Annotated in this window: 18 protein-coding genes; 17 read left to right on the top strand and 1 reads right to left on the bottom strand. The window is 49.8% G+C overall.

Annotated elements, in window-relative coordinates; translation table 11 throughout:
* Positions 1 to 28 precede the first annotated feature (28 nt).
* A complete protein-coding gene (nth, locus tag OEZ43_04265; GenBank protein ID MDH5544782.1) occupies positions 29 to 664 on the top strand; it encodes an endonuclease III in 636 nt (211 codons plus the stop codon).
* A gap of 3 nt (positions 665 to 667) precedes the next feature.
* Positions 668 to 1,096, top strand: coding sequence for a DUF1841 family protein (locus OEZ43_04270; GenBank protein MDH5544783.1), 429 nt, complete (start codon positions 668 to 670; stop codon positions 1,094 to 1,096).
* A gap of 55 nt (positions 1,097 to 1,151) precedes the next feature.
* Here OEZ43_04270 and OEZ43_04275 read toward each other — a convergent pair whose 3' ends face one another.
* The gene (locus tag OEZ43_04275) at positions 1,152 to 1,391 is read right to left on the bottom strand and encodes a hypothetical protein (GenBank protein ID MDH5544784.1); all 240 of its coding nucleotides are present in this window, start codon (positions 1,389 to 1,391) and stop codon (positions 1,152 to 1,154) included.
* A gap of 200 nt (positions 1,392 to 1,591) precedes the next feature.
* Here OEZ43_04275 and recG point away from each other — a divergent pair, with 200 nt between their 5' ends.
* The 15 genes from recG (at position 1,592) to OEZ43_04350 (ending at position 13,984) form a co-directional block, all read left to right on the top strand.
* Positions 1,592 to 3,715 (top strand): ATP-dependent DNA helicase RecG, encoded by a 2,124-nt coding sequence (gene recG / locus OEZ43_04280; GenBank protein ID MDH5544785.1) that lies wholly within the window; start codon positions 1,592 to 1,594, stop codon positions 3,713 to 3,715.
* A gap of 16 nt (positions 3,716 to 3,731) precedes the next feature.
* Complete coding sequence (locus tag OEZ43_04285) at positions 3,732 to 4,292, top strand: chorismate lyase (protein ID MDH5544786.1); 561 nt, start codon at positions 3,732 to 3,734, stop codon at positions 4,290 to 4,292.
* 32 nt (positions 4,293 to 4,324) lie between these two features.
* Entirely contained in the window at positions 4,325 to 5,185 is an 861-nt protein-coding gene (ubiA, locus tag OEZ43_04290) for a 4-hydroxybenzoate octaprenyltransferase (protein MDH5544787.1), read from the top strand.
* Positions 5,186 to 5,202: 17 nt separating this feature from the next.
* A complete protein-coding gene (locus tag OEZ43_04295; protein MDH5544788.1) occupies positions 5,203 to 6,180 on the top strand; it encodes a calcium/sodium antiporter in 978 nt (325 codons plus the stop codon).
* Positions 6,181 to 6,239: 59 nt separating this feature from the next.
* A complete protein-coding gene (locus OEZ43_04300) occupies positions 6,240 to 7,187 on the top strand; it encodes a KpsF/GutQ family sugar-phosphate isomerase (protein MDH5544789.1) in 948 nt (315 codons plus the stop codon).
* A 27-nt stretch (positions 7,188 to 7,214) separates the two neighbouring features.
* A complete protein-coding gene (kdsC, locus tag OEZ43_04305) occupies positions 7,215 to 7,736 on the top strand; it encodes a 3-deoxy-manno-octulosonate-8-phosphatase KdsC (protein ID MDH5544790.1) in 522 nt (173 codons plus the stop codon).
* A gap of 3 nt (positions 7,737 to 7,739) precedes the next feature.
* Complete coding sequence (gene lptC, locus OEZ43_04310; GenBank protein ID MDH5544791.1) at positions 7,740 to 8,312, top strand: LPS export ABC transporter periplasmic protein LptC; 573 nt, start codon at positions 7,740 to 7,742, stop codon at positions 8,310 to 8,312.
* Positions 8,299 to 8,784, top strand: coding sequence for a lipopolysaccharide transport periplasmic protein LptA (lptA, locus tag OEZ43_04315; protein MDH5544792.1), 486 nt, complete (start codon positions 8,299 to 8,301; stop codon positions 8,782 to 8,784). The genes lptC and lptA overlap by 14 nt, the downstream gene beginning before the upstream one ends.
* Before the next feature lie 15 nt (positions 8,785 to 8,799).
* The gene (gene lptB / locus OEZ43_04320) at positions 8,800 to 9,525 is read left to right on the top strand and encodes an LPS export ABC transporter ATP-binding protein (protein MDH5544793.1); all 726 of its coding nucleotides are present in this window, start codon (positions 8,800 to 8,802) and stop codon (positions 9,523 to 9,525) included.
* Between the two features lie 108 nt (positions 9,526 to 9,633).
* Entirely contained in the window at positions 9,634 to 11,121 is a 1,488-nt protein-coding gene (locus OEZ43_04325; protein MDH5544794.1) for an RNA polymerase factor sigma-54, read from the top strand.
* A 20-nt stretch (positions 11,122 to 11,141) separates the two neighbouring features.
* Complete coding sequence (raiA, locus tag OEZ43_04330; GenBank protein ID MDH5544795.1) at positions 11,142 to 11,435, top strand: ribosome-associated translation inhibitor RaiA; 294 nt, start codon at positions 11,142 to 11,144, stop codon at positions 11,433 to 11,435.
* Positions 11,436 to 11,502: 67 nt separating this feature from the next.
* Positions 11,503 to 11,964, top strand: a complete 462-nt coding sequence (gene ptsN, locus OEZ43_04335) for a PTS IIA-like nitrogen regulatory protein PtsN (protein ID MDH5544796.1) — start codon at positions 11,503 to 11,505, stop codon at positions 11,962 to 11,964.
* A 15-nt stretch (positions 11,965 to 11,979) separates the two neighbouring features.
* Positions 11,980 to 12,738 carry a hypothetical protein gene (locus tag OEZ43_04340; protein ID MDH5544797.1) on the top strand — a complete coding sequence of 253 codons (759 nt, stop codon included), beginning with the start codon at positions 11,980 to 11,982 and terminating at the stop codon, positions 12,736 to 12,738.
* Complete coding sequence (gene rapZ / locus OEZ43_04345; protein MDH5544798.1) at positions 12,735 to 13,589, top strand: RNase adapter RapZ; 855 nt, start codon at positions 12,735 to 12,737, stop codon at positions 13,587 to 13,589. The genes OEZ43_04340 and rapZ overlap by 4 nt, the downstream gene beginning before the upstream one ends.
* A complete protein-coding gene (locus OEZ43_04350) occupies positions 13,586 to 13,984 on the top strand; it encodes a PTS fructose transporter subunit IIA (protein ID MDH5544799.1) in 399 nt (132 codons plus the stop codon). The genes rapZ and OEZ43_04350 overlap by 4 nt, the downstream gene beginning before the upstream one ends.
* Positions 13,985 to 13,992 lie beyond the last annotated feature (8 nt).

The raw sequence follows: 13,992 nt of genomic DNA on the forward strand, positions 1-13,992 counted from the left end.
TAGTGCAGAGTGGATTTTTATTTGAAAAATGAATAAACACAAAAGAACTGAAATTTTTACGCGTCTACGTGCCGAAAATCCCAAACCGACAACGGAATTAAACTACTCAACCCCTTTCGAGTTGTTGATAGCGGTAGTGTTGTCGGCACAAGCGACGGATAAAGGGGTGAACAAGGCAACGGCGATATTATTTCCCGTCGCAAACACGCCGCAGGCGATACTCGATCTCGGCCTTGATGGCTTGAAGGAATACATAAAAACTATAGGCCTATTTAATAGCAAGGCGGAAAATGTCATCAAGACCTGTCGGCAATTATTGGATAAGCATAACGGCGAAGTGCCGTGTGCGCGGGAGGCGCTTGAGGCCTTGCCTGGGGTTGGTCGAAAGACGGCGAATGTTGTCTTGAATACCGCTTTTGGTGAACCAACCATTGCGGTTGATACGCATATTTTTCGCGTATCCAATCGAACTGGTATCGCGCCGGGAAAAAACGTGGATGAAGTTGAGCGTAAACTGATGAAATTCGTGCCTGAGGAGTTTCGGCTCGATGCACACCACTGGTTGATTCTTCACGGGCGTTATACCTGTATTGCGCGTAAACCCCGCTGCGGTTCCTGCTTAATTGAAGATCTGTGCGAATTTAAACAAAAGACGGAAGAATAGAAGATGTTATTTACCCAAGACCGCGACAAGCTGCGTCAGTTTTATATCGATGCCTGGAACAAAGCACAGGCGAAACAAGCTATGGAGCCCTTGGAGGAAATGGTCGCACAGGTAGTTGCTATGCATCCGGAGTTTCATGCCTTTTTGCAGAAAGGCAATGCCGCGCTAGCGCGTGAGTTCATGCCCGAACAGGGAGAAACGAATCCGTTCCTGCATATGGGTTTGCACCTGGGCATCCGTGAACAGTTATCGACTCAAAGACCCGACGGTATCGCTGGAATCTACCAGAAACTTGTGAAGAAACTCGGCGACGCCCACGACGCGGAACACCGATTGATGGAATGTCTTACAGAGATGATTTGGACGGCACAAACAAACAATACCATGCCGGACGAAGCGCAATATTTGGAGTGCATCAAGCGCTTGATCTAGTCACAGGGCATACGCGCCTGTGACAAGAGACCTTATGCGATAACTCCTGGGCGAATCAGAAACTGTATTCCTGATTGGACTGGCCAGAACGATGCGCGTAAGAATGTCTAACCAGCTTGAGGCATTCCCATTCATGCATGTTAATGGTCTGACACGTGCCATTAACATATTCGATCATGATGTGAGAAATGCGTGCATCGCTATACAGAATGAATCTCACTTTGAATAGTTGGCCTGTCAGATTGGTATACCAGGCATTTACCAGAGGTTTTTGATTTTTTGCAGCTTCCACCATTTCCTCCCATATCTAATATAGATTCTTTCTGTGAGTTTTTCGGTCATCCTAGGCCTGACAGATTAATCGCTGATTAACCCGAAAAAATGAGGACGAGTGGTCATTTGGTAATCAGCTTTGGTCAACAGCATAGCAGACAGATACTAGCAAAATAATTTCACGGCGTGTTTGCTTTTTATTGTGAGCTGGTTCGTGATGTAATGCGTCTACGTACAAAACGGGTTAGAAAATTGGTGGGGACTACTGAAGAAAAAGCGCTTTTCGGTCTAGAGCGGATAGACGTTGCGCAACTGAAAGGCGTGGGCAGCAAGCTTGCGGAAAAGCTGGCTTCAATAGATATCCGATCACTCCAGGATTTGTTATTTCACCTGCCTCTACGCTATCAGGATCGTACACGATTTCATGCCATTGGGAGTTTGCGCCCGGGAAGCGAGGGCTTAGTCCAGGGCGAGATTTTGTTGTCCCAGGTCAAATTTGGTCGGCGCCGGAGTCTACTGGTACGAGTTTCCGATGGAACCGGTACGCTCACGCTACGGTTTTTTCACTTTTCGCGTACCCAGGAACAGGGTTTTCGTCGCGGTATGTTTGTCCGTTGTTACGGCGAGGCGAGGCGTGGGCCGGACAGTCTGGAAATCGTCCACCCGGAATACACCGTAGGTGAGACACCGTTTACCGATGCACTGGAAACAACACTGACGGCGGTCTATCCCACCATTGAAGGTATCGGCCAAAAGGTTTGGCGTAGTCTGATCCATCAGGCACTGGTACACCTGCAACAGGCGCCAAATATGTTAAGAGACCTGTTGCCTCAGGATATTGGTAATACAGTACAAATGGCGTCTCTTGAAGCCGCCGTATACCAGTTACACTCACCAGGTGAGGTCGACGCTCGTTTGCTGGCGCGGGCGCGCAGTCGCCTCGCCTTCGAGGAATTGCTGGCACATCATTTGAGTTTACGTCGACTGCGTGTGCGTAATGCGCGGCGACAAGCCCCGGTATTGTCAACAAACCAATCACTTAGGGAAGGTTTTATGGCTGGCCTGGCGTTTGAGTTGACCGCCGCCCAAGTGCGTGTGTTGAGCGAAATTGAGACGGATCTCCGTGCCGGTTTTCCAATGATGCGTCTGGTGCAGGGCGATGTGGGTAGTGGCAAGACCGTTGTTGCGGCGATTGCTGCCCTGGCTGCCGTATCTCAGGGATTTCAGGTGGCGATTATGGCACCGACCGAAATTCTGGCAGAACAACACTATCGCAATTTTGCGCACTGGATGCAGCCGTTAGCCCTGGAGGTGGCCTGGTTGGCCGGATCTCAGAATGCTGCAGATCGCAGAGCTGCTCTGGCTGCGATCGCTGGTGACGCTCAAATAATTGTCGGCACCCATGCTCTTTTTCAGGATGGCGTGGATTTTCGTCAGCTCGGTCTGGTCATTGTGGACGAGCAGCACCGGTTTGGCGTTCATCAGCGGCTGGCACTGCGCAATAAGGGGCACAAGAACGGTCTTTTTCCCCATCAACTGGTCATGACGGCCACGCCTATACCGCGCACGCTTGCGATGACAGCCTATGCGGATCTGGAGGTGTCTATCATTGATGAATTGCCCAAGGGTCGACAGGCGATAAACACCGTTGTCGTTTCCCAGCAGCGCCGCCCAGACGTAATGGCGCGGGTATATCAGGCCTGCGGCGAGGGGCGTCAGGTCTATTGGGTATGTCCCTTGATCGAGGAATCAGATCTGCTGGAGGCGCAAGCGGCTCAGGAGACATATGCCACTTTCCGTGAGGCCTACCCCGAAATCCCTGTGGGACTTGTCCATGGCCGGATGAAATCTGTAGAAAAAGAACAGGTTATGTCGGAGTTTAAGTCCGGTGAGATACACTTGCTGGTGGCAACCACGGTGATTGAAGTTGGCGTAGATGTCCCGAATGCCTCACTGATGGTCATTGAGAACGCCGAGCGCCTGGGGCTTTCACAACTGCATCAGCTGCGTGGGCGCGTGGGCCGTGGTGCGGTGAAGAGTGATTGCGTACTGCTGTATAAAGCCCCGCTTTCGAAACAAGGTAAGGAGCGTCTGGCCACTATGCGTGAAACCCAGGACGGCTTTCGTATCGCAGAAAAAGATCTGGAGTTGCGCGGCCCTGGGGAATTGCTTGGGACTCGTCAAACCGGCATGCTTAATTTTCGGATCGCCGATCTCGAAAAAGATAAACACTTGCTGGATAAAGTCGACCTCGCCGCCAATTTACTCTTGAATAAATATCCGGAAAACACAGCGCCATTGTTACGACGGTGGCTGGGCCAGGGTATGAAATATTCGGACGCGTGATATCAATAGGAATGTTATGTATTTAAAAGCCTGGCAGCGCCGGGATGTGGAATGGAAATTAGCCACCCCGATGGAAAAAAACACGACTCCGAAGGCTCTGCGCCGGTGGCTGTACGATGTGGGATCGCTAACACGTCAGCTCAGAATGTACTGTCATAAAGATTTCTCTGTGCGCCTGATTTCACAAACCTGGGAAACACCGCTACCCAGTGAAGCAAAAGCCTTGAACATTCCACAAGGCCACTATGCATTTGTACGACAAGTACACCTGCTGTGCGGTGGACACGCCCGAGTCTACGCGCGCACAATTATCCCGGTGCCAGTGGCCATGGGGCGTTTACGTGGGCTGACTCACTTGGGGACTCGGCCACTCGGGGAAGTTTTGTTCAGCAATCGGACCATGCAGCGTGGCCCCATAGAGGTGGCGAAAATTGCCAGTTGCAGAGAATTGAATCGCCTAGCGCATGGGGCAGCTGGTGATAGCACCGGTACAATTTGGGGCAGACGTTCTGTGTTTCATCTGTATAATCTGCCCTTACTGGTTAGTGAAATCTTTTTATCTGATTTTCCCGCGTAGGATATTTCTTGGAGACTATACAAACACCGACGCTGACATGGCGACAACGTTTGCGCGAATACGGTTTGTTAATGCGCATCGATCGGCCGATCGGAATTTTACTGTTGTTATGGCCGACTCTGTGGGCATTGTTTATCGCTGCCCGTGGTATGCCGGATTTATTGGTGTTGTTTGTGTTTTCGACGGGCGTGTTTCTGATGCGTTCGGCAGGATGCGTCATAAACGATTATGCAGATCGTGATATCGACGGTCACGTAGAGCGCACGCGAAATCGGCCGTTGGCGCAAAAACGGGTTTCCACGAAAGAGGCGATACTCCTGTTCGTGGTGTTGTCACTGACGGCGTTTGCGCTGGTACTGAGCATGAATACGCTCACCATCATGATGTCTTTCGTCGGCGCTGCCCTGGCCGCCAGTTATCCTTTCATGAAACGCTTTACTCATTTGCCACAGATTCATCTCGGCGCGGCATTCGGTTGGTCGGTGCCTATGGCCTACGCCGCACAGGCGGAAGCGGTACCGGTCGAGGCATGGCTGCTGTTTTTAGTCACCCTGTTGTGGACCACCGCCTACGACACGATGTACGCCATGGTAGACCGAGAAGACGATCTTAAGATCGGCGTGAAATCCACTGCTATTCTGTTTGGCGAGGCGGACCGCGTCATTATCGGTGCGCTACAGTTTCTGGTTTTGCTTGGGCTTGCATTGATTGGTTACCGTATCGGTGCGGGTATTGCCTTCTATTGTGGTCTGGTGGTTGCGGCAGGTTTCGTTATCTATCAACTTATTCTTATCAAGGACCGTGATCGCGGACTTTGTTTCAAGGCCTTTTTGAATAATAACTGGTTTGGAATGGCTGTGTTCGGCGGGATTTTTGTCAATTTTCTTTTTTAACTTAGGTCAATAATTTTATGGCTGTCTCATGGGTGGAAATCTGCGCGGTGATTGGCGGTTTTGCCTTGCTGGTATGGTCGGCAGATAAATTTGTGCTCGGGGCGGCGGGCTTGGCGAGAGTTTTAGGTGTGCCCTCGCTGATCGTTGGCCTGGTAGTTGTTGGCTTCGGTACTTCCGCGCCAGAAATGTTGGTTAGCGCCTTGGCGGCAGTGGATGGCAATCCTGCCCTGGGAGTTGGTAATGCCATTGGATCGAATATCACTAATATTGGTTTGGTGCTCGGTGCAACGGCGATATTCGCGCCCCTAACCGTTCATTCAAAAACCCTGCGACGGGAGTTTCCGGTATTGTTCCTCGTTATGGCGGTGGTGTTAGGTTTGTTGTATGACAATAACTTCAGTCGTGTCGATGGAACGATTTTATTGCTGGGGCTGTTTGCTTTCGTTGTGTGGATGGCGCATCTCGCCCTCAATAGCCGTAAGAGTGATCCTTTGGCGCAGGAAGTCATAGAAGAGTTGCCAGAAAAAGTTTCACTGTCTGCCGCGATCATGTGGCTAATAGTCGGTTTGTTGGTATTGCTCGTCGGTGCAAAACTGGTGGTGTGGGGTGCGGTAGGCATTGCCCAGGCCATGGGCGTAAGTGATCTGGTGATAGGTCTTACAATCGTTGCCGTCGGGACCAGTCTGCCAGAACTGGCAGCGAGTATTGCAGGTGCCCGTCACGGTGAGCACGATCTGGTTATCGGCAACATCATCGGTTCCAACTTGTTTAACTGTCTTGGCGTACTGGGTTTGCCGGCACTTATTCACCCCGCGACATTAGAGTCGTTTGTGCTCTATCGGGACTACCCAGTGATGTTATTGCTTACCATTGCGCTATTCCTTATGGCGAGGGGGTTTCACGGGGAGTTTGGAAAAGTTACACGTGTTGAAGGCGGAGTGCTTGTGGTAGCCTACTTCGGATATCTGGCTACATTGTATGTAACAACTGTTTGAATCAGAACTGGGAATACATGGAGTATACGCGCGAAATCAGTGATCAGGCCCTGGTTGAGATGGGGAAGGCAGTCATCAATACCGAATCGGCTGCGGTCCACGCCTTATTGTCAAAAATCGATCAATCCTTTGTTGCCGCCTGTCGTTTTATGCTCGCCTGCGAAGGACGAATAGTGGTAACTGGCATGGGAAAGTCGGGTCATATTGGCGGCAAAATTGCCGCTACATTGGCCAGCACCGGTAGTCCTGCATTTTTTGTTCATCCTGGAGAGGCCAGTCATGGTGATCTGGGAATGATTACACCTCGCGATGTTGTGATCGCAATTTCCTATTCCGGTGAAACCGATGAATTGCTAACCATCGTACCTCTCTTAAAACGTCAGAATGTTCCGTTGATTGCAATGACGAGCAACGCAAAATCCACATTGGCTCGACATGCCAATGTCTTTATCGACATCAGTGTTGCCAAAGAAGCGTGTCCGCTAGGATTGGCCCCGACCGCGAGCACTACTGCTACGTTGGTGATGGGTGATGCATTAGCCGTCGCTCTGCTGGAAGCACGCGGATTCACAGAAGAGGACTTTGCCTATTCCCATCCCGGTGGCTCACTGGGGCGCCGATTGCTCTTACGCGTGGATGAACTCATGCACAAAGGGATGGATATGCCTATGGTGCCTGAAACCGCAAGCGTGGGAGAGGCTTTGGGTGAAATGACACGCGCGCGACTTGGATTTACCAGTGTCGTGGATCTGCAGCAAAAAGTTGTTGGCATCTTTACTGATGGGGATTTGCGTAGATTGTTGAGTGAGCCGAAAAACATTCACGGCATCCCAATTACTGATGTCATGATTAGTGGTTGTGCGACACTTCGAGCAGGGGTTCTGGCGGCAGAGGCCTTACAGATAATGGAACAGAAAAAAATCAGCGCGCTCCCTGTTGTAGATGAACACGGCGTATTAGTCGGTGCGCTGAATATGCACGATTTGTTGCGTGCCGGAGTGGTGTAGTACGCGAGTTGAATTTAGGGAGAGTTTATGCAGGATATTCTCGAGCGGGCAGCTAAAATAGAGCTGGTGATTTTTGATGTGGATGGCGTGTTAACAGATGGGCGTCTCTATGTCACCGACAGTGGCGAAGAGATAAAAGCTTTTCATTCCCGTGACGGCCACGGCCTAAAAATGTTGCAGCAAAGTGGCGTCACGGTTGGCATCATCACCGGTCGTACTTCCAATATTGTGACTCACCGTATGAGCGAGCTCGGCGTCGAACATGTTTTCCAGGGGCAGCGTGACAAGATTCCTGCTTTTGAGAAGATGATCGCAAATCTTTCATTGCAGCCAGAACAGGTTGCTTATGTCGGCGATGATGTTGTTGATTTGCCAGTGATGCGCCGTGTCGGTCTGGCGATAGCTGTTCAGGACGCGCACCCGTTTGTCAAACAGCACGCGCATTGGCAAACGCCAAACTGTGGTGGGCGCGGCGCGGCGAGAGATGTGTGTGAGTTACTAATCGAAGCGCATGGGAAGTTAGAAACCATGTTGGCTGAATATTTGTAAATAATGAATACGGCAACAGCGGGCGACAGAATTCCGTTACCTTTCCTTTTTTTTCTCGGAATTTTATTGCTTGCCTCGTTGTTGTATTGGCTGGTTTCCGAAGTTGCGGACAGGCCTGTTAGCAAAGAAATCAGGCCAAATAATTCTCCTGATGTTGAATTTCAGAATTTGAATATGGTGTTGTTATCAAAAGATGGCACTCAATTTTATATCGAAGCAAAAGGTCTGAGCCACTTTGAGCGTGAAGTCTCTACGCTTGTACATCCGAAGCTCAGTTTTCGGATAGGTAGCTCCCAATGGCAAATTGACGCTGATTCGGGAGCTTTAGGCGCTGAACAAAAGCTGTACTTCAATGGCGAAGTGCAGATCCAGCAGTACGACACCTTCGATGGTCATCGAAAATTACAGGCCGCGAAGGCCGAAATTGATTTACAGCGGCAAATTCTCAATGGGGAAGGTGATGTTAAGGTCACGATGGATGGGCTGGATGTGGTAGCGGCCTCGATCACCGTAGATTTGCTTCACGATAAGTTGGCCTTGGAGGGGAATGTGCGAGGCGTATATGTGCTCGACTAAGGTATTGAAGGCTCTGCTGCTGATATTAATGTTTGTGAATGTCGAGATAGCATGGGCGGACAAGCGTCTCCAAATAGAGGCGGACCGTGTGGAATATGATCAAGCGGGTAAATTGAGTCAGTACACCGGTAATGTCCGCGTGATCGCCGCAAGACTGGAATTAATGGCAGATAATATTCGTGTTACCCATCTCGAGAAATCCATTACCACTATCCAGGCCTGGGGAGCACCGGCTGTTTTCAAGCGTACATTGCTCAGTAATCGCGTGAACCGGGCCAGCGCAAAAGAGATAGTGTATGACGTCAGCCAACAACAGGTGTTTTTTGTCGGCGAAGTTGAGGCCGAATACGACGGTAGCAGTCTGCGTGGTGAGCGTCTACGCTATGAGTTGGTAACAGATCGTATGCGGGTAGAAGGCTCTGGCATTGGTGCGCCGGTGCGTATCGAAATCGATGCTGAAACGGCGCCATAGTTTTTGTAGCTATTTATGACCAAGCTTATCGCAAACAATCTGGCCAAACGATATAAACAACGACAAGTCGTTCGCAATGTGTCGCTGGAGGTGAATTCAGGCGAAATTGTTGGTTTGCTCGGTCCGAATGGGGCAGGTAAAACAACCAGTTTCTACATGATTGTCGGCTTGGTGTCGTGCGACGAAGGCAAGATTATGATCGATGATCATGATGTGTCGCGTTTCCCCCTGCACCAGCGCGCCCGTCTGGGACTAGGGTATTTACCACAGGAAGCCTCGGTATTTCGTAAATTGTCGGTGAATGACAATATTCTGGCTATACTTCAAGCACGAGGCGGAATGAGTAAGTCTCAGCAACAGCAACGCGTCGACCAGCTGCTGGAAGAGTTTAATATCGAACACATCCGTGACAGTATTGGAATGAGTCTGTCAGGTGGCGAGCGGCGTCGGGTTGAAATTGCTCGCGCTCTGGCGGTTGAGCCCAGATTTATTCTGCTTGACGAGCCTTTTGCTGGAGTTGATCCGATTTCAGTGACCGATATCCAGCAAATTATTGAACAGCTGAGAAGTAAAGATATTGGCGTATTAATAACCGATCATAACGTTAGGGAAACCTTGGGCATCTGCCAACGTGCGTACATCATCAGCGAAGGAGATGTCATTGCGCAGGGAAGTTCGGTAGAAGTGCTGGAGAACCAGATGGTTCGAGAAGTGTATCTGGGTGAGGGATTTCGGCTGTAGATGAAAATATTTGTGCCGAATTTGGCATGGATGTGGCAAATGGACTATGTTTTTTTTCGGAAAACGGCTTAAAATAACAGTCAGTTAAAGCAGGGTAGAGAAAATAGCGTGAAACAGTCTTTACAGCTAAGGCTAGGACAGCATTTAACCATGACCCCTCAGTTGCAGCAGGCGATTCGTCTGTTACAGCTGTCGACACTGGAATTGCAAACAGAAATCCAGCAGGCGCTGGAAAGCAATCCCATGCTCGAGGTGAATGAGGACGGTGATGCCACTGAGCATGATGAAGCGGTGGAATCTCAGGAAGCTGCGGCCGCAGCGGAAACAGCCATAGAAACTGACTTTGACCGGGAGTCCTCGGAAAGCATCAGTAATGATTCCCTGCCCGATGATCTACCCACCGATAGTAACTGGGAAGACACCTATGATCTGACCAGTTCCTATACTTCTACCGGCTCAGGGGTTTCCAGCGATGATCTCCCCGATATCGAAAACCGCAATAGTGAAGAGGAAACTCTTCAGGATCACCTCGTCTGGCAGGCGCAGTTAACGCCGTTTAGCGAGACCGATTTTGCCATCGCCATGGCTATCATCGACTCTATTGATGATGATGGATATCTGAAAACCTCAGTCGAGGAAATTTGGGAACAATTAAAAGACGAGCTGGAAATCGAAACCGATGAAGTGGAAGCGGTATTGCGACGCATCCAGACGTTTGACCCTGTTGGCGTAGGTGCGCGCGATTTACAAGAGTGTCTTAGTATTCAACTGCGTCATATTGATGCTTCTGTGCCCTGGTATGACGAAGCGCGTCGCCTGATTGATGACTATTTCAGTTTGCTTGCCGGCCGTGACTACAATCAGCTCATGCGCCGTATGAAGTTAAGTGATGAGCAGTTGCGCGAAGTTGTAAAACTCGTCCATACACTGTCACCTCGCCCCGGCAGTCTTGTTTCCTCTGGGCAGGCTGAATATATCGTTCCTGACGTGTTCGTGCGCAAAGTCAGTGGCAGGTGGCAGGTCTATCTCAACGGCGATGCCATTCCAAAACTCAATATTAATTCCTTTTACGCCAGTATGATCCAACGCGCCGATAAAAGCGCGGACAACACCTATATGCAGGGCCAGTTGCAGGAAGCCCGTTGGTTGATCAAGAGTCTCAATAGTCGCAACGATACCTTGCTCAAAGTGGCAACCTGTATCGTGGATAGGCAAAAAGATTTTCTCGAACTGGGCGAAGAGGCAATGAAGGCCCTGGTGCTGCACGATGTGGCCGAGGAAGTCGGCATGCACGAATCCACAATATCGCGTATTACCAATAAAAAATATATGCATACTCCTCGCGGTATTTTTGAATTAAAATACTTTTTCTCCAGCCATGTTAGTACGGCCAATGGTGGAGAATGTTCTTCGACAGCGATTCGCGCTTTGATCAAGAAACTGGTGTCTGCGGAAGATGCTCGCAAGCCCTTGAGCGACAGCAAGATCGCCAAGATACTGTCGGAACAGGGTATAAATGTCGCAAGACGTACGGTGGCCAAATATCGTGATGCGTTGGCAATTCCGCCTTCTAATGAGCGCAAGCGCATCGCATAGTAGATTTACTGGAGAAATTTATGCAGGTAGACATTACTGGGCATCATGTAGACCTAACGGATTCTATGCAGGCCTATGTCAATGAAAAAATGGAACGCGTTACGCGTCATTTCGATCATGTAACCGATATTCATGTGATTTTGAGTGTCGAGAAACAATCGCAAAAAGCCGAGGCTACGTTGCAACTTAAGGGTAGTAAGATTTTTGCCGATGCGGTAGATGAAGATATGTATGCTGCGATCGACGCACTGGTGGATAAGCTGGATCGCCAGGTGTTAAAGCACAAGGGTAAGCTGAAAGACCACCGTAGCTAATGTGCGCGGTGGGATGGCAGTTTGAAGTTGTAATCGAGACTTTTTAACAATAACAAGCCTGGTTCCTATGTCACTATCCAGCCTGCTCGATCAGGAACACGTTGCCAGTCATGTACAGTCCGCCAGTAAAAAGCGGGCCCTGGAAGAACTTAGTCAGCTCATTGTCAAAGGCGAGCCTGGCCTGAGCCAGACCGAAGTGTTTGAATGTTTAATTGCTCGCGAACGTTTAGGCAGTACGGGGTTGGGGAAGGGCGTCGCCATACCACATGGTCGCCTGAAGAGTGGCGAGAAAGTTATTGCCGCCTTCGTCCAATTGGCAGATGGTGTGGACTTTGATTCACCCGACGGTCAACCTGTTGATCTGTTATGCGCATTGATGGTTCCGCCTGATTCCACTGATGAACACCTGCAGACGCTTGCCGCACTTTCCGAAATGTTTCGCAATGAACAACTGCGCGACGCTTTACGAGGTGCGAATAATGACGAGTCGCTTTTCCAGGTGCTTCAAGAGTGGCTGCCTAAGAATTGACGGGCATCAGTGGTTGTGAAATGTCACCGGGCGCAAAAGTTGGAGTGGGCACTGGGGGCAGAAATAGTTGTTGACTTCCCCTTCCACGTCTTTCCCCACGCGATTACTGTTATAGCCAATAATTGCTATCAGAATTTTGTTTCTCCGGGGATTCGAACGACGAAGAGTCCGGTGTTGATATTACAATGTGAAGTCGAAGATAGCGTCCCTGCGATTCCTGTCCTCCAAACCTCTACCAGCCTGTGGCGAAGCGCGTGCTCAAGCGACCAGGTGATCGACATTTTACAAAATCAATTTCATTATCATGCCGAAGTCGTGGAGAATTGCCACGCCTGTATGGTTGTTGTTGATGATGTAGGTGTGTTGATTTGCGGAGATGCGGGCGCCGGTAAGTCATATTTGGCTAAGCAAATTCTTAATGATGGGCATCAGTTGGTGAGTGACGACGTCGTGGAACTTTTTACCGCCAAAGAAGGCCAATTGTGTGGTAAGGCACCGCTCACACTGTATGACATGATTCATTTGGACGGTGTGGAGTTTGCTCAGGTGTCGCTCAAATGGGGGCGATCTTCGCTGGCAGCGAGCGCGACTGTTGATCTGGTAGTGGAAAAAGTTGGCCACACAAGCCCGGTTGAATTGCCTGCAATTTCCAAGTGTATAGGTAGTCGGTCATTTATTTGTCCGCGGATACGAAATTCAGATGATGTTTACCAGATTGTCAGAAACTATCGAATATCTTGTGGACGTACGAAAATCGGGAAGAAGGTTGGATGAAACTGTTCATCGTAAGCGGATTGTCGGGTTCGGGAAAAAGTACGGTATTGCATGTGCTGGAGGATCTGGGCTTTTATTGCATCGATAATCTTCCCTTAGGTTTACTCGCCAATTTTGCGGCACATATGGCGAGTACGCCGGAGAAATCCTATGAGAACGCAGCCGTCGGTATCGACGCGCGTAATCGCTCCGGCGATCTGCGACGATTCCCTTCCATATTGGCGGGTTTGAGAGAATCCAAACTCGAGTGTGAAGTCATCTTCCTGGACGCGGATGATCACATACTGATAAAGCGCTATAGCGAAACGCGTCGTCGTCATCCGCTTTCCTCTAAGGCAACTTCACTTGCCGAGGCAATCGGCAAGGAACGCGAACTACTGGAGCCGGTAATACGGCAGCGTGATTTGTACATCGACACAAGTCACACCAATCTGCACCAGCTACGTGATTTGGTGCGTGAGCGGATTGCACACCGAGGGCAGCAAACTTTATCACTGATGTTCCAATCTTTTGGCTTTAAGCATGGTGTGCCGGTGGATGCGGATTTCGTGTTTGATGTGCGATGTTTGCCTAATCCCTATTGGGATCAGCAATTGCGCGAATATACAGGGCGCGATAAGCCGGTGATTGAGTTTCTGGAAGATCACGATGTGGTGGACGAGATGTATCAGGATATCGTGAAATTTATTACAAACTGGGTACCAAGATTTCGTGCTGCGGACAGAACCTATGTTACGATTGCAGTAGGTTGTACCGGCGGGCAACATAGGTCGGTTTACTTTGCAGAGAAGTTAGCGCAGCATTTCAGCACGGACTATGAAGTACTTGCGCGTCACAGAGAGTTGGCATGAGTGTAGGCCTGTTAATAATAAGCCACGAAAAACTGGGCCAGGTTTTGCTTGAAATAGCAGTTAACGCAATTGGCAAAAACCCAATGAGAACCGAATGCGTTTCGGTTACTGCTGCATCGGCGCCAGAAAGATTGACGCAGTTGGCGCATGAAAAGGCTGATTCGCTGGATCAGGGGCAAGGAATACTGGTACTAACGGATTTGTATGGTTCTACGCCAGGTAACATCGCATGCACCCTGATGAAACGTCACCGGACGTCGGTAGTGTCCGGTATCAATTTACCTATGCTGTTGCGTGTGCTCAATTATCCTCAGCTTCGTTTGGAAGAACTGGCAGACAAGGCTGTTAGCGGCGGCAAAGAAGGTATCATGGATTGCCGTGCACACGTTTTTTAATGGGATAA

The sequence above is a fragment of the Gammaproteobacteria bacterium genome (genome assembly GCA_029881255.1).
Classification (GTDB): Bacteria; Pseudomonadota; Gammaproteobacteria; order S012-40; family S012-40; genus JAOUMY01.